The following is a 25,248-nucleotide window of genomic DNA, read 5'->3' as shown; positions in this document are numbered from 1 at the left end:
TAGGCTCTTGGCGCAATCAGCGGTTCAATCTGCGTCCAGTGGCTCCATAAATCCATTATTGGTACGACCAATAATGCTGAAGCCCATGACCGCCCACCCCTGCGGTGGTGAACCCGTCCCCCAGTCGAGAGTCTTCATGCAGCCCTGGCAACACCTGTACGACCCCGCCGGCAACCTGTGGTTGTCGAGCCTGATCGCGCTGCTGCCGATCGCGTTCTTCTTCGTTGCCCTGGCAGTGCTGCGCATGAAGGGCTGGCTGGCCGGCACGATCACCGTGGCCATCGCACTCGCCGTGGCCCTGCTGTTCTACCGCATGCCGGTGCCGCAGGCGCTGGGCGCGGCCGGCTTCGGTTTCGTCTACGGCCTGTGGCCCATCGCGTGGATCATCATCGGTGCGGTGTTCCTCTACAAAGTTTCGGTCAAGACCGGGCAGTTCGACATCATCCGGGCCTCGATCCTCTCGGTGACCGAAGATCAGCGCCTGCAGATGCTGATGGTCGGCTTCGCTTTTGGCGCCTTCCTGGAAGGGGCGGCCGGTTTCGGTGCGCCGGTGGCGATCACCGCAGCGTTGCTGGTCGGGCTGGGCTTCAAGCCGCTGTATGCCGCCGGCCTGTGCCTGATCGTCAACACCGCGCCGGTAGCGTTCGGCGCGATGGGCATTCCGATCATCGTGGCCGGGCAGGTCACCGGCCTGGACGCATTCGAGATCGGCCAGATGGCCGGCCGCCAGTTGCCGTTCCTGACCATCATCGTGCTGTTCTGGATCATGGCGATCATGGATGGTTGGCGCGGTATCAAGGAGACCTGGCCGGCGGTACTGGTTGCGGGTGGTTCGTTCGCCATCGCGCAGTACCTGACCTCCAATTTCATCGGCCCGGAACTGCCGGACATCACCGCGTCGCTGGCGTCGCTGGTGTGCCTGACCCTGTTCCTGCGCCGCTGGAAGCCGGTGCGGATCTTCCGTTTCGACACCGAAACCAGCGCCGAGGCGGCCGCACAGGCACTGGAGGCACCGCGCCACAGCGTCGGCCAGATCGCCAGGGCATGGTCGCCGTTCCTGATCCTCACCGCGATGGTCACGCTGTGGAGCATCAAGCCGTTCAAGTCGCTGTTCGCGGCGGGCGGTCCGCTGGAAGGCTGGGTGCTGAAGATCCCAGTGCCGGGCCTGGACCAGCTGGTGCAGAAGATGCCACCGATCGTGGATGCGCCGCTGAGCTATGACGCCATCTACAAGTTCGACTGGTTCTCGGCCACCGGTACCTCGATCATCCTGGCCGGGGTGATTGCCATCATCGTGCTGCGCATGCCTGCACGTTCGGCGCTGCAGACCTTCGGCGAGACCGTGCGTGAGCTGCGCATGCCGATCTACTCGATTGGCATGGTGCTGGCGTTCGCCTTCATCGCCAACTACTCGGGACTGTCTGCCACGTTGGCCCTGGCACTGGCGCATACCGGCGACGCGTTCCCGTTCTTCTCACCGTTCCTGGGCTGGCTGGGCGTGTTCCTGACCGGTTCGGACACCTCGTCCAATGCCTTGTTCTCGGCACTGCAGGCCACCACCGCACAGCAGATCGGCGTGTCCGACGTGCTGCTGGTGGCGGCCAACACCACCGGCGGTGTCACCGGCAAGATGATCTCGCCGCAGTCGATCGCCATTGCCTGCGCGGCGGTCGGCCTGGCCGGCAAGGAGTCGGATCTGTTCCGCTTCACGGTCAAGCACAGCCTGATCTTCACCACGATGGTCGGCCTGATCACCCTGGCCCAGGCTTACTGGCTGACCTGGATGATTCCCTGAGCCATGCGCGGCTGGCCGACCACCCGCTGCGCGCTTCGGGCCACAATGGCGCCATGAGCACGCAACGTATTTCGGACAAGGTGGCTGCGCAGCTGCGCGGCCTGGTGCAGGAACAACAGCTGCGGCCGGGCGACCGGCTGCCGGCCGAGCGCACCCTGGCGGTGCAGCTGGGGGTCTCGCGCACCGCGCTGCGCGAGGCCATCGCGCAGCTGGCCAGCCAGGGCCTGTTGACCGCACGGGTCGGTGGCGGCACCTACGTGGCCGAGCCTGCGGCACGCGCGCGGCAGGCGCTGGATGAACCGCTGGCGCCGTACCTGCCGCTGTTCCAGGGCGACCCGGAATACCGCTTCGACGTGCTGGAGATCCGCCACGCGCTGGAAGGTGCCACCGCCTGGCATGCGGCGCTGCGGGCCACCGACGAGGACCGCGCGCGCATCGCACAGGCCTTCCAGACCATGATGGACGCGCACGGCAAGGACGACCCCACCGGCGAGGCGGAGGCCGACGCGGCCTTCCACCTGTCCATCGCCGAGGCCTCGCACAACCTGGTGCTGCTGCAGGTGATGCGCGGGCTGTTCGAACTGCTGCAGACCAACATCTCGCAGAGCCGCGAAAAGCTCTACACCTCGGCGAGGACCTTCTCGCCGCTGTCCGACCAGCACCGCGAGATGATGGATGCGGTGCTGGCCGGCGACCCCGAACGCGCGCGCGCCGCCGCGCATGCCCACCTCGAGTTCGTGCACACCACGCTGCGCACCCTCGATGACAACGAAGCCCGGCGTGCGCGGGCCTCGCGCCTGCCTTCCCCCCACGGTTGACCCCATGATCATCTCCGCCTCCACCGATTACCGTGCTGCTGCCGAACGCCGGCTGCCGCCGTTCCTGTTCCACTACATCGATGGCGGCGCGTATGCCGAGCACACGCTGAAGCGCAACGTTTCCGACCTGTCCGACATCGCGCTGCGCCAGCGCATCCTGCGCAACATGTCCGACCTGAGCCTGGAAACCGAGCTGTTCGGCGAAAAACTGGCGATGCCGGTGGCGCTGGCGCCGGTCGGCCTGACCGGAATGTATGCGCGGCGCGGCGAGGTACAGGCGGCGCGCGCGGCCGACAGCCGCGGCATCCCGTTCACCCTGTCCACGGTGTCGGTGTGCCCGATCGAGGAAGTGGCACCGGCCATCCAGCGGCCGATGTGGTTCCAGCTGTACGTGCTGCGCGACCGTGGCTTCATGCGCAACGCGCTGGAGCGGGCGCAGGCCGCCGGCGTGACCACGCTGGTGTTCACCGTGGACATGCCGGTGCCGGGCGCGCGCTACCGCGATGCACACTCGGGCATGAGCGGCCCGAATGCCTCGCTGCGCCGTATCGGCCAGGCCATCACCCATCCGCACTGGGCGTGGGACGTGGGCCTGTTCGGCCGCCCGCATGACCTCGGCAACATCTCCACCTACCGCGGCAACCCGACCGGGCTGGAGGATTACATCGGTTGGCTGGGCAGCAACTTCGATCCCTCCATTTCGTGGAAGGACCTGGAGTGGATCCGCGAATTCTGGAAGGGCCCGATGGTGATCAAGGGCATCCTCGACCCGGATGACGCGCGTGATGCGGTGAAGTTCGGTGCCGATGGCATCGTGGTCTCCAATCACGGTGGCCGCCAGCTGGACGGCGTGCTGTCCACCGCACGTGCGTTGCCGGCCATCGCCGATGCGGTGCAGGGCGACCTGAAGATCCTCGCTGATTCCGGCATCCGCACTGGCCTGGACGTGGTGCGCATGTTGGCGCTGGGGGCCGATACCGTGCTGCTGGGCCGCGCCTTCATCTATGCGCTGGCCGCGCAGGGCGAGGCCGGCGTGGCCAACCTGCTGGACCTGATCGCCAAGGAAATGCGCGTGGCGATGACCCTGACCGGTGCGCGCCGCATCGCCGACATCGGCCGCGACTCGCTGGTCAGCCTGCCATGAGCGGCCACGACGCCGTGCTGGCACAGTTGCGCGATGCGGTCGGCAATCGCCATGTAATGACCGGCGGCAAGGCTACGCGCCGCTTCCGCCGCGGCTACCGTTTCGGCGATGGCCCAGTGCTGGCGGTGGTGCGCCCGGGGACGCTGCTGGAACTGTGGCGCGTGCTGCAGGCAGCGGTGCAGGGCGGCGCGGCGATCATCCTGCAGGCGGCCAACACCGGCCTGACCGGCGGCTCGACCCCGGACGGCGATGACTATGGCCGGCCGATCGTGCTGGTCAACACGCTGCGCCTGACCGGCATCCAGTTGTTGAACGAAGGCCGCCAGGTGCTGTGCCTGCCCGGTGCCACGCTGGACCGCCTGGAGCAGACGCTGGCCCCGCTGGGTCGCGAACCGCATTCGGTGATCGGCTCGTCCTGCATCGGTGCCTCGGTGCTGGGCGGCATCTGCAACAACTCCGGTGGCGCGCTGGTGCGACGTGGCCCGGCCTACACCGAGCTGGCGCTGTATGCGCAGGTCGATGCGCAGGGCCAGTTGCAGCTGGTCAACCATCTGGGCATCGCGCTGGGTGATACGCCCGAGCAGATCCTGCAGCGCCTGCAGGCCGGTGACTACACGGCCGCCGACGTGGGCGATGGCGACGGCCGTGCGGCTTCCGATCCACGCTATGCCGAGGAAGTACGCAAAGTCGATGCCGATACTCCCGCACGCTTCAATGCGGATCCCAGCCGCCACTTCGAGGCATCCGGATCTGCCGGCAAGCTGGCAGTGTTCGCGGTGCGCCTGGACACCTTCGAGAAGGAGGCTGCCGAGGTCTTCTATATCGGCAGCAATCGCACCGACAGCCTCACCGCGATCCGTCGCCAGCTGCTGACCGGCTTCGAGCGCCTGCCGATCGCGGGCGAGTACATTCACCGCGATGCCTATGACATCGGCGAGCGCTACGGCAAGGACAGCTTCCTGCTGATTGATCGCCTCGGTACCTCCCGTGTGCCCGCGGCGTTTGCATTGAAGAGCCGCGTCGATGGCTGGTTCGAACGGCTGGGCCTGCGCGGGGTGACCGACCGGGTGATGCAGGTGCTGACCGGCCTGCTGCCCTCGCACCTGCCAAAGCGCATGGGCGAGTTCCGGCAACGCTACGAGCATCACCTGTTGCTGAAGGTCTCTGCCCAGGACGCTGCGGAAACCGAGGCCTGGTTGCGCGGGTTCTTCGCCGGGCACGAAGGCGGCTATTTCCACTGCACGGCCGAGGAGGGACGAAAGGCGTTCCTGCATCGCTTCGCGGTGGCCGGTGCGGCAGTCCGCTATCGTGAAGTGCATCGTGAGCAGGTGCAGGACATCGTCGCGCTGGATATCGCATTGCGCCGCGACGATACGGATTGGTTCGAGCAGTTGCCGGCCGATATCGACGGCCGCCTGCTGCACAAGCTGTACTACGGCCACTTCCTGTGCCACGTGTTCCACCAGGACTACATCGCGCGCAAGGGCGAAGACCCGGTGGCGATCGAGCGTGCGATGTGGGCGCTGCTGGACCAGCGTGGCGCCGAGTATCCGGCCGAGCACAACGTCGGCCACCTGTACCCGGCCAAGCCGGCGCTGGCAGGTTTCTACCGGCAGCTGGACCCGAGCAATACCTTCAACCCGGGTATTGGCCAGACGTCGAAGGCGAAGGGGTGGGGCAGCTGCGATTGCAGTGGGCACCAGCGGCGCACCATCTGAAAATTCGGATTTCTTGCATTCCTCACTGATCGGGTTGGCACTAGGCTGAGATCTTGGCTGAGACGGATACAGAATCAATGCAGACTGCAGATCAGATATGGGCATCCATCAAGGCGTCGCTTCACGAGAAGAATTGTCTGGATGCAGCGCAGTTGCGGCCGGGAGCCTCCGAAAGCGAGTTGGTTGAACTGGAGGCTCAGCTTGGAGTCGCTTTGCCAGATCTGCTAAGGCAGTTGCTGATGATTCACGATGGGCAGGATGGGGTCGGGCTTCTGTTCGGCAGTCAAATGCTCTCGTCCATGGAGATCCGGCGGAAGTGGCACGGCTGGCGTGAGATCGAGGCCGACGGCATGAACGAGGACTGCGCAGAGTTCATGAAGTCGAGTCCCGCGGGGGTGGTGAAGCCGATGTACACCAATGCGCGTTGGATACCGCTGACTCACGATGGTGGCGGCAATCACATGGGATTGGATTTCGATCCCGACATTGACGGTGGTGAAGGACAGGTGATTGCCTTTGGTGCGGATGAAGACACCAAGTACCTTCTCGCTCCCACTTTCGCTGAGTTCGCTGAAAAGGCTGTGGAGTGGATCAGTCAGGCAAGCTGGAATGGTGAGAATCTCGAGTCGCCAACAGATGACGGCTTCGTTCCTACGGCCATTCTCCGGACTGCTGGCGGGGCATAGTTGGAAGCGCCGTTCTGACAGGTAATGCATCGGTTGGGTTCCGGTTGACTGGGCTGGTCACGATCGTCCTGTTACTCCTGCGCTACCATCTGGATCCCACGAGCAGGAATCTCCTCAATGCCCATCATCGTTGCCCGCACGATCATGTGCGTCGCATTGCTGGCGATCCCGCTGCTGGCGCTGGCCCAGAGCGCGATCCTGCCGCAGCAGCGCGATGCCGCCGGCAACGTGATGGAACCGCTGGGGCAGGTGCTGATCGCGAGTGAGACTGGACCGTCGGGGCTTTATGACTGCACGCGGGACGGCAACTGGTGCGTGCGCGTGCAGCCGGTCGCCGAGGAGGGTGACCGGCCGAGCGTGCTGGAAGTGCTTGAGAAGGTGCAGGGCCAGGGCAAGCCACACACCTACCACGTCAGCATCGACGTGCCGCAGGAAGCCGACCTGTCACTGTGGCCGTGGATCGTGCGGCTGGCGCCAGGCGTGGGCAGCGATGAGCCGGTGACCGACCCGCAGCAGCGCGCCCACCAGAATGTGCTGGTAGGCGGCATCGTCAAGTTCAGCACCATGTACTCCGGTGGAGGTGCCGACGCGTCCACGCTGCAGTTGGCACGCGTGCGCCACCTGCAGGACGACATCCAGGTGGACGACGACGTGCTGACGGTGCCATGGCTGGGCAATGCGATGATCCGTGCGTGTTTCAGCGAGCAGGACATGAAGCAGCGCGCAGGTGCCTGCCACGACGAATACGGGTTCTCGGCCAGGCTCGGGCTGGATCCGGTGGCCGAGGGCATGCCGGTGCTGCGCTACCAGACGGTGGCAACCCGCTTTCCGGCGGGCGTTTCGCGTTTCGAGGATTCGCTGGCCAAGGGCCCGCTGAAGAAGAAGGACCTGCGCACCGAGCAGGACCCGGCATGCAGCTACACGCGGCTGTTCCGCTTCAATGATGGGGTGTTCCACCCCGACCAGGCGCTGCCGGACTGCGCGGGGTATACCGAACCCTGAGCCCTGGAGAGCCGAGCCATGCTCGACTCGGGTTCTCGCGTGGCCCGACCGCAGAGCAGCCGAGCATGGGCTCGGCTCTACAGCGCTTACTCGCAACGGGTAGCGGTGATGATGTTGTCCTTGTCCACGTACACGCGCAGGCGATCCTGGCGGATGTCCTTGGTGGTGATGGTGCTGGGGCCGATCGGGTTGACCAGGCCGGCGCCGCTCTCGCTGGACAGGCGGCGGATGTTGGGTTCGTTGGCCGGCTGGCCGATTGCCCAGCCCAGCTGGCTGGCATCGCAGTGGCCGGTACCCTTGACCTGCGGGCCAGGGGTGCTGACGCAGGCCGACAGCAGCAGGGCCGACGCAGGCAGTAACAGGGACAGACGGAAGGCGGACATGCGAGCGCTCCTGCGCAGGGAAGATGGCGGAACGATAGCACCCGTCGCGCGAAACGCGTCAGCACTCCGGTCATTGCCGGCACAGCGTGGTCATTGCATAGTGGCAGGGATGGCTGGCAGCACGCCAGCGGGCAGGCCGGGCCATTCCGGGCAGGTGTTGGATACGCTATGACGGCAGGCAGTTTGCGCGACAAGCGCAGGGCGAGAAGAGTACTGGCAGTGTCGGTGCTGGGCGTGGCGTTTGCCGCCTCTGCCATCGAGCCGACGCCGGACGCCGCTGCGGAAGCGCCGGTGTTCGGTGCCTGGCGCAACCTGCAGACCGAGGCAGGCTACGCACCCGCCCAGCGCAACCTGGCGTTCGCGATGCTGCCGCAGGCCGCCACCCGCGGCGATCGATTCGCCATTGTCGATCGTGAGGGCAAGCGCGCGGTGTGCTGCCTGCAGGTGGCCAGCCCGTCGCTGGGCGTGGCCGCACTGCGCGAGCAATACCACCTGCCACAGGCCTGGGTGACCGACCTCAGCAATGGCCGCAGCCCGGCACGCCCCTACCTGCCGCACGTCTATGCGATGCAGCGCGTGGATGAACTGGCTGACTATGGTTTCACCGATGTGCCGGGGGCCTACAGCGACCTGGGGGGGCTGCTGATTCCCGAAGGTGCCGCGCTGGAGGCCGATGGCAGCGCCGTGCGCCTGGGTGATGACCGTTATCCCCTGCATTTCCAGCGCCAGCCGCACGCCGAAGATGATGGCGCACTGGACCGCTACACCCTGCAGGCGGGCGAGGGCGTGGCTCCGATCGTGGTTGAAGTGCCGTTCGGCACCTACTGATTGCAGCACCGCGCTGGCTAGAATGCAGTGCGGCGCCGCCTGCCGTGCCTGTTCCGTGAGTCGCCGCCGTGTCCCTGCGCTCGTTGCTGCTGTCGCCCCTGCTGCTGTTGTCCGCCTGTGCGAGCGCGCCGCCTCCGCCGCCCGTCCATTCCGATGCGCTGTGGCGCCTGATCGAGCGTGACTGCCAGGCAGCTGACGGCCCGCGCGGCAGCTGCCTGCGGGTGGAGACGGCGGCCGGCCGCCGTGACGTGCTGGTCAAGGATGCACACGGTGACTACCAGTTCCTGCTGATGCCGCTGGACAAGGTAAGTGGCATCGAGAACCGCGGTCTTTACCAGCGTGGGGCGCCCAACTATTTCGCGGCCGCCTGGCAGGCGCGCGCGCACACCGAACAGGCCCTGGGCCAGCCATTACCGCGCAACGTAGCCAGCCTGGCGCTGAATTCACCGCACGGACGGTCGCAGCACCAGTTGCATATCCATGTCGATTGCCTGCGCACGGACGTGCTGCAGGCCCTGGATGCGCACGCCGGCGCCCTGGGGCCACGCTGGTCACCGTTGCCGGTGCTTCTGCGCGGGCATCAGTACCAGGCCTATCTGTTGCCCGGTGCGGAAATGACCGCCAATCCGCTCAACCTGCTGGCCTATGGCCTGAGCGGCGTAGGCGATGTGGGCCAGTGGAGCCTGGTGGTGGCCGGACGCGATGACGTGCAGGGTGGCCCCGGCTTCATCCTGCTGGCCACCCGCATGGATGCCGCCAGCGGCAACGATGCCAGCGGCGAAGAACTGCAGGATCACGCCTGCACGGTGCTGACCGGCGCGGGTGCGGCACTGGAGCGGGTGCGCTAGCCGATCCGCTGCAGGTGGCTGCGCCACGCTGGCGCGGTAAGCGCCAGCAACTGGCGGTCATGCCATCCCTCGGCGTCCAGGTGGAAGTCGCGCAGGATGCCTTCACGCATGAAGCCCAGGGCCTGCAGTGCCTGGGCGAAAGGGGTGGTGCAACCCGGTGGCAGCAGTACGAAGATGCGATGCAGGCCGACATTGTCGAACAGGAACGGGCACAGCGCGCGCAGTGCGGCCTGTGGATGGGCGTTGCGGTGCTGCAGCGACTGCAGTTCTGCGCAGCGCGAATGCAGTGACTGCAGGCGGACATGCAGTTGGTCGTGCAGGATGCCCTGCGCGTCGTCGAACACGCCCAGTACCAGCAGATCGTTGTCTTCCTGTAGGCGTGAACGATGGACGCTGGCGAGGAAGCGGGCCTCTTCATCAATGCCGTAGGACGGCCGTTGGCCGCGCTGGCGACGGTCGTCGAAGGTGCGCCAGCGCGGCAGATCGGTGCGCTGGAACGAACGCAGGGTGATGGGCGTTGCCTGTAGGTGCAGCAGGTGGCGGCGAAGGACGGGGCGCAGCGGGGCGAGGTGGGTGTAGGTGGCGCGGTTGGTCATCCATGCACGATGCGTATCCGAAAAGCGCCAGACCATGCAATTCATTGCAAAAGTGTGGCGGTGCCGTGGGTCCTTCTGATTCGGTTCAGGCATAAGCCCATCAGGGCTGGTCATTTCCGTTGAAACCACCCATTCAGGACACTTTCGTTACGGGATCGTTATGTGCCGCACAGGCCACGGCTCCCCCGTACCACCGCCCACTCCCCCAGGAAGCCCATGTCCGCCTCCCACAAGGCGTTGCGCCCGCGTCCGCTGGTGCTCGCGCTGTCGTCCCTGATGCTGGTCTCGCTGCCGGCCTTCGCGCAGGAAAGCGCACCCACCACATTGCAGGAAGTGAAGGTCACCGGTTCGCGCATTCCGCGTGCCAGCGTCGAAGGGCCGTCGCCGGTAACGGTGATCAGCCGCGAGCAGATTGACGCGCAGGGCTACCGCAATGCCTTCGACGCGCTCAGTGCGTTGACCGAGAACACCGGCAACGTGCAGGGCGAGGACTTCGGCAATACCTTCACCCCGGCCGCCAACACCATCAACCTGCGCGGACTGGGTCCGAACCGCACGCTGGTGCTGGTCAACGGCCGCCGCCAGGCCGACTACCCGCTGGCCTACGAGGGCTCGGTGAACGTGGTCAACCTGGCCAACATCCCCAGTGCGCTGATCGAGCGCATCGAAGTGCTGGCTGCCGGTGCGTCGGCGGTGTACGGGTCCGACGCCATTGCCGGTGTGGTCAACATCATCCTCAAGGACCGTTTTGAAGGCGTGGACGTCAACGTGCGCGCCGGCGGCACCCAGCAGGGCGGGGGTGACAACCAGCGCGTGCAGGTGGTGGGCGGCAGCTCCGGCGAGCGTTGGGATGCGCTGTTCGGCTTCGAGTTCGATGTGCGCAAGGCGATCCACGCGCGCCAACGCGACTTCATGGATTCGCTGGACGATGATCCGGCCGGCAAGGCGCCGCAGGCAACGGCGACCGCCTATCGCCGCAACGCCGCCACCGGTCGCAACATCGATCCGGGCGTGAGCGGCTGCGACGCAGCGTCGGATATTTATGGCGGCAGCGTGTTCCGTGCCAGCAACCCGCGCCTGGGCTGGTACTGCGGCAGCAACGAGGCCGCGGCCAGCTACTGGACGGTGCAGACCGAGAAGCGCAACCTCAACGGCTATGGCCTGGCGACCTTCCACCTCAACGAGACCACCGACCTGTTCGCCGATGTCGCCGTGGGCAGCGCGCGCATCTACAACAACACGCGCGCGCCGACCTGGACGTCGTCACGCAACTACTTCTACAACCAGAACAGCGGGAACCTGGAGAGCTGGTACCGCCGCTTCGCGCCGGAAGAAATCGGTGGCCTGCCGCGCAATGCCAACCGGTTCCTGGAAAACTCGTGGTCGTTCAACGTGGGCGCACGCGGCCAGATCGGCGACAGCGGCTGGGACTACGAGGCGGTCTACAGCCGTTCGCGCTACGAGAACCGCACCCGTCGCCCGGTGCTGCTGGCCGGCATCAACGAGTACCTGCTGGGCCCGAAGCTGGGCGTGCGCAATGGCGTGGAGGTCTATGCGCCGGACCCGGCGCGCCTGTTCAAGCCTTTGACTCCGAACGAGTACGAGGGCCTGTCCGGCTACCAGGAAAGCCGCAACGCGGCGTGGCTGCAGACCTTCAGCGCCAGTGTCAATGGCCGCCTGTTCGCACTGCCGGGCGGCGATGCTGCGCTGGCGGCAGTGGTCGAGGCCGGCAGCCAGGGCTACCGCAACCGCCCGGACCCGCGGCTGGGCACCGGCGAGTTCTGGAACACCAGCGCCGGTATCGGTGCCGGCGGTGATCGTGACCGCTATGCGGCCGGCGTTGAACTGCAGTTGCCGTTGCTGCAATCGCTGACCACCACGCTGGCCGGCCGCTACGACCAGTACCGCGCAGGCGGCGAGCACATCGGCAAGGCGACCTGGAGCTTCGGCGTCGAGTTCCGCCCGATCGAGAGCCTGTTGATCCGCGGCTCTGCCGCGACCAGCTTCCGTGCGCCGGACATGAACTACGTGTTCGCCACCGAGACCCGCGGCTACAACCCGGGCATGACCGATTACTGGCGCTGCCGTACTGCAGGCCAGTCGTACGACAACTGCGACTACAACGGCCTGTCGATCGACTACAGCAACCGCGCCAACGCACAGTTGCAGCCGGAAACCGCAAAGTCGTACGGCTTCGGCGTGGTCTGGTCGCCGCTGTCCGGGCTGGATTTCAGCGCCGACTACTACGACATCCGCATCGACAACGAGGTGACCAGCCTCGATACCAGCCGTATCCTGCGTGACGAGGCCGATTGCCGCCTGGGCCGCACGCTGGGCGGCGAAGCGCGCGATATCGGTTCACCGCTGTGCCAGGACGCGCTGTCGCGGGTGATCCGCAACCCGTCAAATGCCACGGTGCAGCCGGACCAGGTAACCCGCGTGCTGATCAACCCGATCAACGCGGCCTCCGAATCGGTGCGCGGCCTGGACCTGAAGGGCAACTGGCGTTTCGATGCCGGCCGCTATGGCCGCTTCACCACGCGCCTGGCCTACACCGTGGTGCTGGAGCACACGTACCGGCAGTTCGCCGATGATCCGGAGCGTGACATCCGCAATTCGCTGGATGATTACCAGTGGCGCAGCAAGGCCAATGGCAGCATCACCTGGAACCAGGGAGACTGGACCACCACGCTGTACGGCAATCGTTTCGGTTCACTGCCGAAGACCGATGGCAGTGGCCGCATCGCGCCGTACATGACCTACAACGCCAGCGTGTTCCGCCAGTTCGGCGAGAAACTGTCGGTGGGCGTGATCGTCAACAACCTGCGTGACAGCCGCCCGCCGGCGGACAGGAACGGTGGCGGCTGGCCGTTCTACCCGGTCGGCAACTACGACCCGTATGGCCGCCAATACTGGGTACAGCTGGACTACCGGTTCCGCTGATCCGGCAGGCAGACAGAAGGCCTGGCAATGCCGGGCCTTCTGCTGTCGAAACACCGCGGTGATGGCGCGCGCCGGTCGCCTAGGGCAGCGCCTGTTGCAGGTACGACTCGATGACGTAGCTGAAGGGCTGCTGCTGGCGATCGCGTAGCAGCGCGCGCACTTCCAGGACCACACCGTGGTCGCCTTGGCCACGCGGTGGCCAGAACGTCTGGTCGGCCAGTGTCTGGCGCTGGAAGCCGAGCGGGCCGACCACGCGGCCAAAGGGTTCGTCGGTGCTGTCCAGCACCTGGTTCATGGCCGGGCTGAGATGGTCCGGCAGGTACCAGTTGTCGGCCTCGGAGAGGACGCGGCTGCCACAGACCAGCTGTACCCGGCGGTAGCGCAGGGCGGTGCCCGGTTGCGTTGCGCCCAGCGCCTGCAGCACGTCGGCGGGGGCAGGCTTGTCCTGGCCGTGCACACGCACCGCGCGCACCCGTGCCTGTTCGGCCAGGCCGTGTTCGGCGCACCAGTGTTCCAGGGTGGCGGTGGCGCTCTGCCCGGACAGCACGCGCTGGTGCAACCGCTCGACCAGGGCAGCCGATGCGATGCGCTGTTGGCCAGGCGGCGCCTGCGGCGGCGCGGTAGCGGCCGCATCGGTGGCGGACAGGCTGGCGATCGGGGCAGCAGCGAGCAGGGACGCGGCCTGCCAGCGGCGGAGGCGATCGTGGCGGTCGGACGGGCCCATGCGGCATCACAACGGAAACAGGCGCCTATGGTACCCGTTCAGGCGTGTGCACGGCGTGGCTGCGAACGATCGTGGCAGGGCAATCATCGGTCTGATGAATATCTGGCATCCAGATATTTCGTTGGCCGATGCCTTTGCGGAGGCGCACGCTGGCGCCGTTCTTGGCTTTCCGGGAGTCCCCGATGACCCTCCAGTTCGTCCATGGCGGTGTAGACCGCTACGGCGCGCCACTGCATTTCCATATCCGTGGCGGCTGCATCAGTGGCCTCAATGGCGAGGCCTCGCCGGCCGACGGGGCGGAATGCGTCGACCTGCAGGGCTTCGCGGTCCTGCCCGGGCTGGTCGACGGCCACATCCATCTGGACAAGAGTTTTGTCGGCGACCGCTGGCACCCGCATCAGCCGGTGAACAGCCTGCGTGAGCGGCTGGCGGTGGAGAAGGCTGCGGTAGCGGGTGCCGCGCCGATGGTGGACCGTGCCGAGGCATTGATCCGCCAGTGCAGCCGCTTCGGCACCGTGGCGATGCGCTGCCACGTGGATGTGGATGGCAGCACCGGCCTGCGCCATCTCGAGGCGGTCCGCGAAGCGGCGCGGCGCTGTGCCGACCTCATGCGCATCCAGCTGGTGGCGTTCCCGCAGGCCGGGGTGATGTCCTGTCCGGGTACCGCCGCCGTACTGGAACAGGCGCTTTCCGCGGGCGTGGAGGTGCTCGGCGGCATCGACCCGACCACGCTGGATGGCGATGCTGAAGGCCAGCTGGCGCTGCTGTTCGGCCTGGCCGAGCGCTATGGGGCGCAGCTGGACATCCATCTGCATGAGCCCGGCGAGACCGGACTGGCCCAGCTGCTGCGCATTGCCGCGCGGACCCGGGCCGCTGGCCTGCAGGGGCGGGTGGCGGTCAGTCATGCCTACTCGCTGGGCGACGTGCCGCTGGCGCGCGCGTTGCAGGTGGGCGAGGCGCTGGCGACGGCGGGCGTGGCGATCATGAGCAATGCGCCGGGTGATCATCCATTTCCGCCTTTGCGCGCACTGCATGATGCGGGCGTGCGCGTGTTCGCCGGCAATGACAACATCCGCGACTGCTGGTGGCCGTACGGCAACGGCGACCTGCTGCAGCGGGCGATGCTGCTGGGCTACCGCTCGGGCTTCTACACCGATGGCGACCTGATGCTGGCGCTGGACATGGTCACCACCCATGCGGCGCAGGCGATCGGGCTGCGGCAATACGGCCTTGTGGAAGGGCATCCGGCCACTTTCGTGGCCGTGCGGGCCGATCATGGCCCGGCTGCCGTGGCCGGGGTGCCGGCGGAGCGCAGGGTGATGGTCGACGGCCGCTGGCTGTAGATCCACCCCGCGCAGCCCCTTGTAGTGCCGAGCCATGCTCGGCTGCTTTTCAGGTGTAATCGTCTGCGCGGGTGGCGACGAACTCTTCCAGCCACGCCAGCAGATGGGCGATGTCGATGACCTCGCCCTGCTCCACGCGCTTGAGCAGCAGGGTGCCGGCGCCGATCTGCAGGCTGCTGTCGGCATAGCGCAGCACTGCATCGATGCCCCAGGCATCGGTGACCTGCATCCAGGCCAGGCCAGGCACGCGCTGGGCCAGGGTGTCACCGAACGCGACGCCCAGGGGTTCCCAGCCGCCGCAGTCGTCACGATCGATCAGTTCGGCATCGACCACGCGCTGCAATGTGCTGGCGGCCAGCGGCCATTGCACCGGCAACGTCGGGAAGCTGGCGGCCACGCGTGCGGCGATCAGCGAGCGTTGGTGCTGAAGGTGCGTCTGCAGGGCGGCGGGCAGGGGATCGAAGCGGGTCGGGGTTTCGTCGGACATGGCGAGGCGCCGTGGAGCACGGAAACAAGGGGCACTTTACGAGGCGATGATGCCCACCGTGCGGCAAGATTGATCAGATATCGATGATCAATGCGCGAAAGGCATCCACGCATGGCGTGGACCTACCGTGGTCAGTCCGGCTCGCGCTGCACCTGCCGCCACAGCTCGCTGGCCAGTGCCCGCACCGCATCATCGGCATCGGCACGATGCAGCAGGCCGATTTCGTAGTTGTCGATCACCGGCAGCCCACGCTCGCCATCGATGATGCGGTGCTCGCGCGTGACCGCGCGGCGCGGCAGCAGGCTGATGCCGATGCCATCGGCCACCGCACCCTGGATGCCGCTCAGCGACGAGCTGGTGAAGGCGATGCGCCAGCGCAGGCCCAGCGCTTCCACGGCATGGATCATCTCGTCGCGGTACAGCCCGCGCGGCGGGAAGGTGACCAGCGGCAGCGGGTCCTGCTGCAGGCAGCTGCTGCGCAGGCTGTCGATCCAGTGCATCGGCTCGCGCCGGCAATGCACCGCCTGGCGGCTGTTGCGGCGTTGCTTGACCAGCACCAGGTCCAGCTCGCCGTGGTCGAAGCCCTGGGCCAGGTCACGGCTCAGGCCGCTGCTGATCTCCAGCTTCACCTGCGGGTGGCGGCGGCTGAAGGCGGCCAGCATGCGGGTGGTCTGCGGGTTGACGAAGTCTTCGGGTACGCCGATGCGGACCGCGGTCTCCACCATCGCGCCGGCCAGCGCCTGGGCCATTTCCTCGTTCAGGTCGAGCATGCGCCGCGCGTAGCCGAGCAGGGTGTGGCCGGCGTCGGTGGGGTGCACATCGCGGTGGCCGCGCTCGAGCAGGCGATGCCCGGCCAGTTCCTCCAGCCGCCGCACCTTCTGGCTGACCGTGGACTGGGTCGAATGCAGGCGCGTGGCCGCCGTGGTGAAGCTGCCGCAGTCGGCCACCATCACCAGCGCCCGCAGCAGGTCCAGTTCGAACAGGGTTCTATTCGATTTGGCACTGTCTTGCATTTGAACATTTCACTTCTGGATACCCAGGCCGACTTCTACCATGCGGGGCAGGGGCTGGCAATGCGCGACCCCTGCGACCATCGCCCTGCGGCGATGGAGAAAAGGAGACACCGTGATGCGCTTCCATTGCCCCGCTGGCTGGCCTGCACCGTTCACGCGCGTGCTGCTGTGGTGTCTGCTGGCCATGGTCGCCCCTGCCTGCACTGCTACGTCCAGGGCCGACGCAGACGCGCGCCTGCGTGATGCCGCCAGTCGCGGCGACGCCGGGGCGGTGCGCGGAGCACTGGCCGATGGTGCTGATCTGGAGGCGCGTGACGGCCAGGGCCGCACGGCGCTGCTGCTGGCCACGCAGGGCAACAACGTGGATGCCGCGCGCGAACTGATCGAGGCCGGGGCGGACGTCAATGCCAAGGATGCGCTGCAGGACAGTGCTTACCTGTATGCCGGCGCGCGCGGCCTGGACGAGATCCTGGCGATGACCCTGGCGCACGGCGCCGATCTGCGCAGTACCAACCGCTATGGCGGCACCGCGTTGATTCCGGCCGCCGAGCGCGGCCATGTCGCCACCGTGCGCACGCTGCTGCGTGCCGGTGTGGCGGTGGACCATGTCAACCGCCTGCACTGGACCGCGCTGCTGGAAGCGATCCTGCTCGGCGATGGCGGTGCACGCCATGTGCAGATCGTGCAGCTGCTGCTGGAGGCCGGTGCCGACCCGGAGCTGGCCGACGGCGATGGCGTAACGCCACTGGCGCACGCCCGCCAGCGTGGCTATGCCGGCATTGAAACCCTGCTGCGCCAGCACGGCGCGGCGCGCTGAACCGCTACTCCTTCCACCCGCACGCTGGCCGTGCCCATCAGGATGCTGTCCATCATGTTCCGTTCCCGTCCGTTGTCCCTTGCCATCCTCCTTGCGGTGGCGCCGCTGTCGGCATCTGCTGCCGAGCGCGCCGACCTGCTGATCCGTAACGCCACCGTGGTCGACGTCGAGCACGCCAGCACGCTGGCCGGGCAGAGCGTGGTGATCCGCGGCGAGGACATCGTTGCGGTGGGCCCGGACGCGCAGCTGCGCAGCCAGTGGAGCGCGGCCCGCCAGATCGATGCCAAGGGCAAATACCTGATCCCGGGGCTGTGGGACATGCACGTGCACTTCGGGGGTGGCCCGGCGCTGATCGAAGAGAACAAGGCACTGCTGCCGCTGTATATCGCGCACGGCATCACCACCGTGCGTGACTGCTCCGGCGATCTGCCCGAGCAGGTGCTGCAGTGGCGTGGCGAGATCGCCAGGGGCACGCTGTTCGGCCCGCGCCTGCTCAGTTCCGGCGCGAAGATCGAAGGCATCAAGCCGGTGTGGAAGGGCACGATCGAAGTGGGCAGCGAGGCCGACGTCGACAAGGCGATCACCCGCCTGCAGCACGACAAGGTCGATTTCGTGAAGATCACCGACAGCACGCTGAAGCCGAATCTGTTCCTGTATTCGGCCAGCGCCGCGCGCAAGGCCGGATTCAAGGCGTCGGGCCACATTCCGATGGCACTGACCGTGGAGCAGGCGGTCGATGCCGGCCTGGCCTCGATCGAGCACCTGGACTACGCATTCAAGGCCGGCAGCAGGGACGAAGCGAAGATCGCCGCCGACTTCGGCGCCGGCCGCATCGACCGCGCGGAAGCCAATCGCCGCCTCGACGCCAGCTTCGACCGTGACACCGCGATGCACGCTTACCGTGATTTCGCCAAGCGCGGCGTATTCGTGACCCCGACCCTCAACGGTGGCCGTATCCTCGATTTCCTGGACCAGGATGACCACGCCAACGATCCGTACCTGGCCTACATCGGCCCGGGCCTGCGCGCGACCTACCAGTGGCGCGTGGACCGCGCGGCGAAGGCGACGGCGGCACAGATCGAGGCGCGCCACGCGCAGTACCACCAGGTGGCTGCCGTGCTGCCGTTGCTGCAGGAGGCGGGCGTGACGATCATTGCCGGCACCGATGCGGGCTTCCTCAACTCGTTCAACTTCCCGGGCATCGCCCTGCACCAGGAACTGCAGCTGTTCGTGAAGGAGGGCCTGAGCGCGCCGCAGGCGCTGTCGGCCGCGACCCGTTCCGGCCCGGCCTGGTTCGGCCAGATGGACCGCTATGGCGGTGTCGCGCAGGGCAAGGCCGCCGATCTGGTGCTGCTGACCGCCAACCCGCTGCAGGACATCGCCGCCACCGAGAAGATCGACAGCGTGATCCTGCGCGGCAATGTGTATGACCGCGCCGCGCTGGACAAGATGCTGGCCGACACCAAGGCCAAGGTCGCGGCGTGGAATGCAGAGGCGGCGAAAGCTGACTGATTGCGGGGTTGGACGGAATCCACGCATGGCGTGGATCTACCCGTACCCTCAGTAGATCCACGCCATGCGTGGATGATGCGGCCGATGACCTAACGCGGTGCCGGCCGCATGCCGTGCAGCTGCGGCAACGCGGCCTTCATCGCATCGATGAAGGCGCGCAGCCGTGGCGGCTGCTGGCGCGCGGCAGGAAACACGACGTGTACCGGCAGTGCCGGTGCCTGCCAGTCCGGCAGCAGCTGCACCAGCCGCCCTTGTGCGAGGTCGTCGGCCACCAGCCAGGCCGAGACCACCGCTGCGCCCAGCCCGGCGCGTGCAGCCTGCTGTACCACGAACAGGTTATCGCTGAGCAGGCGCGGGCTGATTGACAGCGTATGCGCCCGGCCCTGCGCATCATGCAGCAGCAGGCGTTCGCGGTAGTAGGTGACCAGCGAGATCCACGGCAGTGACTGTGCCTGTTCCGGCGTACTGACCGCCGTGGCGTCCACCAGCCAGGGCGCTGCCACGACGATGCGCGGCACTTCTGCGAGCGGCAGTGCAACCATGCGCGGTTCGTCGACAGGGCCCACCCGCACCGCGCAGTCGATGCCTTCTGCGATGAAATCCGGGCGACGATCTTCAAGGATCCACTCCAGGCTCAGCTGCGGGTGCTGGGCGAGGAATGCGAGCATGGTCGGCAGCAGCTGCGCCTGGCCAAAGGCGTGCGGCACCATCACCCGCAGGCGTCCGCGCAGCGTTTCCGGTTCGCCGTTCAGCTCGGCCTGCAGCGACTCCCATTCGTCGACCACGCGCTGCGCATGACGCTGGCAGCGCAGGCCGTCCTCGGTCAGTTGCAGGCCATGGGTGGAGCGCTGCAGCAGGCGCAGGCCGAGCTGCCGCTCCAGTGCCTGCAGGCGTCGGCTGACCGTCGGCTGGGTGGTGCCCAGCTGCAGGGCCGCAGCAGACAGGCTGCCGGCATCGACGATGCGCAGGAAGGTGCGCAGCAGATCCAGGCGATCAGCGCCGGTGGCGAGGTCATTCATGCGTGTGGCGTATGAAATATATGTGCCAGAGCCTACTACAGACGTTTGGCGAATACAGGCAGGATACGCCCACTTCCTCTACGGGGCTCCCCCATGTCTACCCCCTCGCTGTCTGTTGCGGCCGCACCGGCGACCGTGCCTTCCGCCCCATTGGTGCTGGCAATGGCGGCCGGTGCCGGCTTCTCGGTCGCGTCGCTGTATTACAGCCAGCCCATGCTGGGCCTGATCGCCCAGGACCTTGGCGCCGGTGAGCGCGCCGCCGGCCTGGTGCCAACCTTGACCCAGCTCGGCTACGCACTGGGTATCCTGCTGCTGGCACCGCTGGGCGATCGCTTCGACCGCCGCCATCTGATCCTGTTGAAGTCCGCGCTGCTGGCGCTGGCACTGGGCGCCGCCGCGATGGCCGGGCACCTGCCGGGCCTGCTGATGGCCAGCCTGCTGGTCGGGCTGATGGCAACGCTGGCGCAGGACATCGTTCCCGCCGCTGCGGTGCTGGCACCGGATGCGCAGCGCGGCCAGATCGTCGGCCGGGTGATGACCGGCCTGCTGCTCGGCATCCTGTTGTCGCGGGTGGTCAGTGGCGTGGTGGCTGAAGCGTGGGGCTGGCGCACGCAGTTCGTGCTGGCGGCGGTATCCGTGGCGGCGATGGGCGCGGTGATGGCGCGTGCACTGCCGCGTTTCGCGCCGACCAGCACGCTGCGCTATCCGGCGTTGCTGGGTTCGTTGCTGGCGTTGTGGCGCGAGCAGCCGCAGCTGCGCCGTGCGGTGGCCAGCCAGTCGCTGCTGGCCGTGGGATTCAGCGCGTTCTGGTCGACCCTGGCGCTGATGCTGCATGCACGTCTGGGCCTCGGCAGTGCGGCGGCGGGTGCGTTCGGTATCGCCGGTGCGGCCGGTGCATTGGCCGCGCCGTTTGCCGGCCGTTTCGCTGATCGACTGGGGTGCCATGCGGTGGCACGGCTGGCGATTGCGGTGGCGCTGCTGGGCTTCGGCCTGCTGCTGGCCGAAGCCTGGTTGCCGGCCGCCGCGCTGTTGCCGTTGCTGGTGGTGAGTGCGCTGCTGTTCGACTTCGGCTTCCAGTCGGCGCTGGTGGCGCACCAGACCCTGGTCTACGGGCTGGTGCCGCCGGCACGCAGCCGGCTCAATGCGCTGTTGTTCACCGGCATGTTCATCGGCATGGCCGCCGGTGGTGCGCTGGGCAGCCTGGCGCTGGCGCAGTGGGGGTGGCACGGCGTGGCCTGGCTGGCGGTGGTGTGTGCGGGCGGCAGCCTGGCACTGCGTTTGAAGTAGGGGGTTGTTCGGCAGGGCTTGCAGCCCTGCACCTGCTGGAGGCAACAGCAACAGCAACAGCAACAGCGGGGTTCCTGTAGGGAGGCGGGGTGGGTCCGGTTGCGGGGGACGCCGTGAATCCCCAGTCCGGCCCAGCCGCTGGCGGCTGGGCGTTCGGGCGCTTGCGAAGCAATGCTTCGCAAGCGAAGCGCCCTCACCCATGGGGGCTCGGTCGCGCCATCCATGGCGCTCACGCCCCCGCAACCGGACCCACCCCGCCTTCTGTTGGAATGGCTCTTGGGGTCAGATCCGTTTTCCGGAGGAAAACGGATCTGACCCCTGATTGATTTCGATATCTGACAGAAGTGTCGACCAAGGTCGACACCTACCAACCGCCATCGGAATCTGTCAGAGGTGGGGCGGTGTCGGAGTGCGGGGTGTCAGCCGCATGGATGCGGCTGCCAAGCTTACAGGGACGTACTTGCAGCGTCCCCGTACTCCGACACCGCCGCGCCATCCCACGGAGAGCGCGCTTTTGATTTTGCTGTTGAAGTTGCCGGCCAGCGGCCGGCACTACCGCGGGTGCAGGGCTGCAAGCCCTGCCGAACCCCCCCCCTAATCGTGACCGCTGTCGTCCAGGCTGATGATGCCGCGCCGCAGCGCCTGGGTTACCGCATGCGTGCGATCACCCACGCCGAGCTTGTCCATCAGGCTCTTCATGTGCGCCTTCACCGTCTGCTCGGAAATCTGCATGCGCTCGCCGATGCGCTTGTTCGACAGCCCTCCGGCCACGTGCCGCAGTACCTCGGTCTCGCGCGGCGACAAGCGATCTTCCACTACATGCGCGGCGATGCTGGCCGCCACGGCCGGGGGAATCGGTGCGCGCCGGCCGCCGGCGACCATGCGGATGGTGTCGACCAGTTCATGGCGCAGCATGTCCTTCAGCAGGTACGCGCTGGCGCCGGCCTGCAGCGCCCGCACCGCACGTACGTCTCCGCGGTAAGTGGTCAGCACGATGATGCGCGCGCGTGGGTCCAGCGCGCGGATCCGCACGATGGCTTCCACACCATCCAGGCGGGGCATCTGCAGGTCCATCAGCACGACGTCGGGCTGCAGCTGCTGGTAGCGTGCGATGGCTTCCTCGCCATCGGCGGCCTCGCCGAGCAGGCGCAGGTCGGCATGAGCGCCCAGCAGTGCCGCCAGGCCATCACGCAGCAGCGGGTGGTCGTCGACCACCAGCACGCCGATCGGGGCAGGGGACTCAGTCATGGTTTTCTCTGCTCCAGGGCCAATGCCAACGCGATCGGCGGCGGTGATACAGGCGCCGGGCAGGAACTGCCAGCGCGACTTCGGTCCCCAGCCCGGGGCGGGTCCACAGCTGCAGTTCCGCGCCGAGTCGCTGGGCGCGCTCACGCATGCCCTGCAGGCCCCAATGGCCATGGCCGGCGTTCTCGTCGGCAATGCCGGCGCCGTCGTCGCGCACGTGCAGCAGGAAACAACGCGTGCCATAGGACAGTTCCACTTCAATGGCACTGGCATTGGCATGGCGCAACGCATTGCGGATGGCCTCACGCCCGATCAGGAACACCTCTTCGGCCGCGTCGGCCTGCAGCGGTGGCGCCGCGCCTTCCACGGTCAGGCGCAGCGGATTGGTGCCGTGCCCGGCATACTCGGCGTGCACATCGGCCAGTGCCGAAGCGAGGTCGCGACCCGCGAACGGCCCCTCGCGCAGCGCATTGACCCGCTCGCGACCCTCGGCCAGGTTGCGCTCGGCCAGCTGCATCGCTGACTCAAGCTGGCTGCGCACCGGCTCTGGTGTCTGCGCTGACTGGCTGATCGCGTGCAGGCGCAGGATCAGGCCCTGGCTACCCTGCAGCAGGGTGTCGTGCAGGTCGCGCGCGATGCGTTCGCGCTCGCCGTTGCGTTCCTGCAGGCGCGCGCGGAACAGTGCGGCCAGCTGCCCGCTGCGGATGCGTACCGCCAGCACCAGCAGTGCAAGCACGGCGGCGGTGCACAGCAGCTTGAACCACACGGTCTGCATGAAGGTGGGAGCGATGCGGAAGCTGCGGCTGGCCGGTGCGGTGCTCCAGATGCCGTCCTCGTTGGCGGCTTCCACCTCGAACCGGTAGCTGCCGGGCGCGAGGTTGGTGTAATACGCACGTGTGCTGCTGCCAGCGTCCTGCCAACCATCATCCACGCCCGACAGGCGGTAGCGGTAGCGGTTGCGCTCCGGACGTGCCAACGACAGCGCCACGTAATCGATCTGCAGCTGGCTGGTGCCGGCCGGGAGACGCAGGCCATCGCGTAGCGGCGCGTGCTCGCTGCCATACAGCACCTCGCCGATACGCACGCTGGGAGCCATCGTATTGACGTGCGAGCGGGTGGTGTCCAGCCAGGCCAGGCCCTGGTTGGTGGCCAGCCACAGCAGGCCGTCGTCGGCCAGGGCGGCGGTGGAGATCGGTCCGCTCTGCAGGGCGATGCCGGGCATGCCGTCGATGGCATCGAACAGGCGTGGCGTCACTGGCAGACCGGTGCGCAGGGCACGGCGCAGCAACCCGCTTTCCATCCGTACCAGGCCACGGCTGCCGTTTAGCCACAGGTGCCCATTGGCATCGGCGACCATGCCGGTGATGCCCTCCAGGACACCGGCCATGTCGGTGTGCACCGGAACGAACCGGCCGTTGCCCAGCCGTGCCGCCAGCCCCGCTTCGCCGGCGACCAGCAGAAGGTCCCGGTGGTGCAGCATCGCGGTGATCGGCCCTACCGACAGGCCGTTCCCGGCGTCGAAGGTCTCGGTGCCATTCGCACCCAGGCGGCGCAGGCGGCCATCGGCATAGCCGAGCAGCAGCTGGCCATCGGCATCCAGCGCCAGCGATGAGCAGGCCTGCTCTGGCAGGCGGATTTCACGTTGCCACTGGTCATGCTGGTAGTGCAGCACCCCGCGTTCTCCGGCGCAGACCCAGGCCTGTCCGTCATCGGGGAACAACAGGGCATGCAGCGGCTGCCCGGTGAACGGCGCCGGCAGCGGGATCAATGTGGTGTGGCCGGCGACCGTGCGCGCGAGGTTGACCCAGTCGAACTGCCAGATCGGCGTGGGTGCCTGCCGAGCGGCGGCCTGCAGCTGCCTGGCGCTGCCATCCAGCAGGGGGCGCCCCAGGTCGTAGGGCTTGAGGTCTTCGCCATAGCCATACACGCGCCCATCGCTGGCCCGTACCAGCGAGCGGTAGGGATCGCTCGGGCCGACCACCAGGGCGTGCACGCTGCGTGCGCGGAAGCGGTTGAGGCCGAGATTGGTGCCGACCCAGAGATTGCCTTCGCGATCGACGATGATCGGCACTGCCGATGTGGCAGTCAGTCCTTGCGGCGAATCGAAGCGTTCCATTCGCACGGCCCGGGTGCCGTCGAAGGTGATGCGGGCGACGCCGCCGTGCGGGCTCATCGTGGCCCACAGCGCGCCATCGGCAGTGAACTGCAGGCGCGCAGCAACCAGTTCCGGCAACCGCCGCGCCTCACGTTCGCCGGCCGCCAGCAGACCCTGCGCGTTGGCCAGCGGCGAGGTGCCTCTCACCCGGTCGGCCAGCCACACTTCACCCTGCGGGCTTTCGGCCAGCGTCGCCATCTGCGAGACCGCGATGCCGGTGTCCTCGAACGCGGTCTGGCCCGCCGCACGCATCCAGATCTTCAGGTCGGCCAGCACCCAGAACCTGTCCCGGCTGTCGTGCAGCACCCACTGCACTCGGCGCTCGGGCAGGCCGGCAGCGGCCGGCAGTGGCTGCCAGCGGTGTCCGTCAAAGCGGCGCAGCCCGCCATTGATCGCCGCCCAGAGCTGCCCCTGGCGATCCTGGCTGATGCGTGGGACCACGCCGACAGGCACCCCCTGCTCGCGGCCGTAGCTGCGCAGCTGCCCATGCGTGAACTGGCTGATGCCGGCCTGGAAGTAGCCGATCCACAGCGCACCGCCGGCGGCATGCGCCAGCGTGACCATGTTGGTGGACGGGAACTGGCTGCCGGCGGGCGCCGCCTGCCGTTCGAAGCGACGGCCATCGAAGCGGTACAGGCCCGAGCCGGTAGCCAGCCACAACAGGCCCTCACGGTCCTGGGCAATGTCCCAGATATCGCCCGGCGCGCCCTGGCCGACACGCCAGGCGGTGTGTTCGTAATCGGGCAGCCCGCCGCTCACCGGCGGGCGCTGCACGGCAAAGGCGGGCAGGGAGGTCAACAGCAGCAGGCACGTCAGCAGCGTCGGCAGGCGACGCACGGACGGGAAGGGGCGGCCACGCATGGCGCGCATTCTGGCAGGTGTGGG

Annotated in this window: 21 protein-coding genes; 13 read left to right on the top strand and 8 right to left on the bottom strand. The window is 67.5% G+C overall.

Going from position 1 to position 25,248, the window contains the following annotated elements:
• The first annotated feature begins 136 nt into the window (after positions 1–136).
• From lldP to AC10QF_RS09315, 6 genes are all read left to right on the top strand, one after another.
• Positions 137–1,795, top strand: a complete 1,659-nt coding sequence (gene lldP / locus AC10QF_RS09340) for an L-lactate permease (protein WP_494542086.1) — start codon at positions 137–139, stop codon at positions 1,793–1,795.
• Positions 1,796–1,848: 53 nt separating this feature from the next.
• Positions 1,849–2,613 carry a transcriptional regulator LldR gene (gene lldR, locus AC10QF_RS09335; RefSeq protein ID WP_005417039.1) on the top strand — a complete coding sequence of 255 codons (765 nt, stop codon included), beginning with the start codon at positions 1,849–1,851 and terminating at the stop codon, positions 2,611–2,613.
• Positions 2,614–2,617: 4 nt separating this feature from the next.
• Complete coding sequence (gene lldD, locus AC10QF_RS09330) at positions 2,618–3,757, top strand: FMN-dependent L-lactate dehydrogenase LldD (protein WP_053499557.1); 1,140 nt, start codon at positions 2,618–2,620, stop codon at positions 3,755–3,757.
• A complete protein-coding gene (gene dld / locus AC10QF_RS09325) occupies positions 3,754–5,475 on the top strand; it encodes a D-lactate dehydrogenase (RefSeq protein ID WP_494542085.1) in 1,722 nt (573 codons plus the stop codon). The genes lldD and dld overlap by 4 nt, the downstream gene beginning before the upstream one ends.
• A gap of 77 nt (positions 5,476–5,552) precedes the next feature.
• Positions 5,553–6,161, top strand: coding sequence for an SMI1/KNR4 family protein (locus AC10QF_RS09320; protein WP_494542084.1), 609 nt, complete (start codon positions 5,553–5,555; stop codon positions 6,159–6,161).
• Between the two features lie 117 nt (positions 6,162–6,278).
• Positions 6,279–7,163: a hypothetical protein gene (locus tag AC10QF_RS09315; protein WP_494542083.1), complete on the top strand. Its 885-nt coding sequence runs from the start codon at positions 6,279–6,281 to the stop codon at positions 7,161–7,163.
• Positions 7,164–7,249: 86 nt separating this feature from the next.
• On the opposite strand, the gene AC10QF_RS09310 is transcribed toward AC10QF_RS09315, so the two are convergent.
• Entirely contained in the window at positions 7,250–7,546 is a 297-nt protein-coding gene (locus tag AC10QF_RS09310; protein ID WP_005417035.1) for a hypothetical protein, read from the bottom strand.
• Positions 7,547–7,714: 168 nt separating this feature from the next.
• Here AC10QF_RS09310 and AC10QF_RS09305 point away from each other — a divergent pair, with 168 nt between their 5' ends.
• Complete coding sequence (locus tag AC10QF_RS09305; protein WP_032954259.1) at positions 7,715–8,374, top strand: hypothetical protein; 660 nt, start codon at positions 7,715–7,717, stop codon at positions 8,372–8,374.
• Positions 8,375–8,442: 68 nt separating this feature from the next.
• Complete coding sequence (locus AC10QF_RS09300) at positions 8,443–9,222, top strand: CDP-diacylglycerol diphosphatase (RefSeq protein ID WP_494542082.1); 780 nt, start codon at positions 8,443–8,445, stop codon at positions 9,220–9,222.
• Here AC10QF_RS09300 and AC10QF_RS09295 read toward each other — a convergent pair.
• The gene (locus AC10QF_RS09295) at positions 9,219–9,818 is read right to left on the bottom strand and encodes a GNAT family N-acetyltransferase (RefSeq protein WP_429001121.1); all 600 of its coding nucleotides are present in this window, start codon (positions 9,816–9,818) and stop codon (positions 9,219–9,221) included. The genes AC10QF_RS09300 and AC10QF_RS09295 overlap by 4 nt on opposite strands.
• A 216-nt stretch (positions 9,819–10,034) precedes the next feature.
• Here AC10QF_RS09295 and AC10QF_RS09290 point away from each other — a divergent pair, with 216 nt between their 5' ends.
• Entirely contained in the window at positions 10,035–12,761 is a 2,727-nt protein-coding gene (locus AC10QF_RS09290) for a TonB-dependent receptor plug domain-containing protein (RefSeq protein WP_447905975.1), read from the top strand.
• A gap of 79 nt (positions 12,762–12,840) precedes the next feature.
• Here AC10QF_RS09290 and AC10QF_RS09285 read toward each other — a convergent pair whose 3' ends face one another.
• Positions 12,841–13,485 carry a hypothetical protein gene (locus tag AC10QF_RS09285; protein WP_049414575.1) on the bottom strand — a complete coding sequence of 215 codons (645 nt, stop codon included), beginning with the start codon at positions 13,483–13,485 and terminating at the stop codon, positions 12,841–12,843.
• A 182-nt stretch (positions 13,486–13,667) separates the two neighbouring features.
• Between AC10QF_RS09285 and AC10QF_RS09280 the strand changes: the two genes are divergently transcribed.
• Complete coding sequence (locus AC10QF_RS09280; protein ID WP_099488273.1) at positions 13,668–14,828, top strand: amidohydrolase family protein; 1,161 nt, start codon at positions 13,668–13,670, stop codon at positions 14,826–14,828.
• A 49-nt stretch (positions 14,829–14,877) separates the two neighbouring features.
• On the opposite strand, the gene AC10QF_RS09275 is transcribed toward AC10QF_RS09280, so the two are convergent.
• Together AC10QF_RS09275 and AC10QF_RS09270 are read right to left on the bottom strand one after the other, a co-directional pair.
• Positions 14,878–15,315: a DUF3806 domain-containing protein gene (locus AC10QF_RS09275; RefSeq protein WP_099488271.1), complete on the bottom strand. Its 438-nt coding sequence runs from the start codon at positions 15,313–15,315 to the stop codon at positions 14,878–14,880.
• Positions 15,316–15,446: 131 nt separating this feature from the next.
• Entirely contained in the window at positions 15,447–16,328 is an 882-nt protein-coding gene (locus AC10QF_RS09270) for a LysR substrate-binding domain-containing protein (protein WP_049440171.1), read from the bottom strand.
• A 115-nt stretch (positions 16,329–16,443) separates the two neighbouring features.
• On the opposite strand from AC10QF_RS09270, the gene AC10QF_RS09265 reads away from it, so the two are divergent.
• Together AC10QF_RS09265 and AC10QF_RS09260 are read left to right on the top strand one after the other, a co-directional pair.
• The gene (locus AC10QF_RS09265; RefSeq protein ID WP_049414581.1) at positions 16,444–17,145 is read left to right on the top strand and encodes an ankyrin repeat domain-containing protein; all 702 of its coding nucleotides are present in this window, start codon (positions 16,444–16,446) and stop codon (positions 17,143–17,145) included.
• Between the two features lie 54 nt (positions 17,146–17,199).
• Positions 17,200–18,657: an amidohydrolase family protein gene (locus AC10QF_RS09260; protein ID WP_494542081.1), complete on the top strand. Its 1,458-nt coding sequence runs from the start codon at positions 17,200–17,202 to the stop codon at positions 18,655–18,657.
• 89 nt (positions 18,658–18,746) lie between these two features.
• Here the strand turns inward: AC10QF_RS09260 and AC10QF_RS09255 are convergent, their stop codons facing one another.
• Positions 18,747–19,676, bottom strand: coding sequence for a LysR family transcriptional regulator (locus AC10QF_RS09255; RefSeq protein ID WP_494542080.1), 930 nt, complete (start codon positions 19,674–19,676; stop codon positions 18,747–18,749).
• A 93-nt stretch (positions 19,677–19,769) separates the two neighbouring features.
• On the opposite strand from AC10QF_RS09255, the gene AC10QF_RS09250 reads away from it, so the two are divergent.
• Complete coding sequence (locus AC10QF_RS09250; RefSeq protein ID WP_032954258.1) at positions 19,770–20,963, top strand: MFS transporter; 1,194 nt, start codon at positions 19,770–19,772, stop codon at positions 20,961–20,963.
• Positions 20,964–21,557: 594 nt separating this feature from the next.
• Here AC10QF_RS09250 and AC10QF_RS09245 read toward each other — a convergent pair.
• Positions 21,558–22,211, bottom strand: a complete 654-nt coding sequence (locus tag AC10QF_RS09245) for a response regulator (RefSeq protein ID WP_069138296.1) — start codon at positions 22,209–22,211, stop codon at positions 21,558–21,560.
• A complete protein-coding gene (locus tag AC10QF_RS09240; RefSeq protein ID WP_494542079.1) occupies positions 22,204–25,233 on the bottom strand; it encodes a sensor histidine kinase in 3,030 nt (1,009 codons plus the stop codon). Before AC10QF_RS09240 ends, AC10QF_RS09245 begins: the two co-directional genes overlap by 8 nt.
• Positions 25,234–25,248 lie beyond the last annotated feature (15 nt).

The sequence above is a fragment of the Stenotrophomonas maltophilia complex sp. Om-AH-Sm3 genome (genome assembly GCF_059337855.1).
Note: the sequence above shows the minus strand (reverse complement) of the source record. Positions and strands in the feature narration are given on the sequence as shown.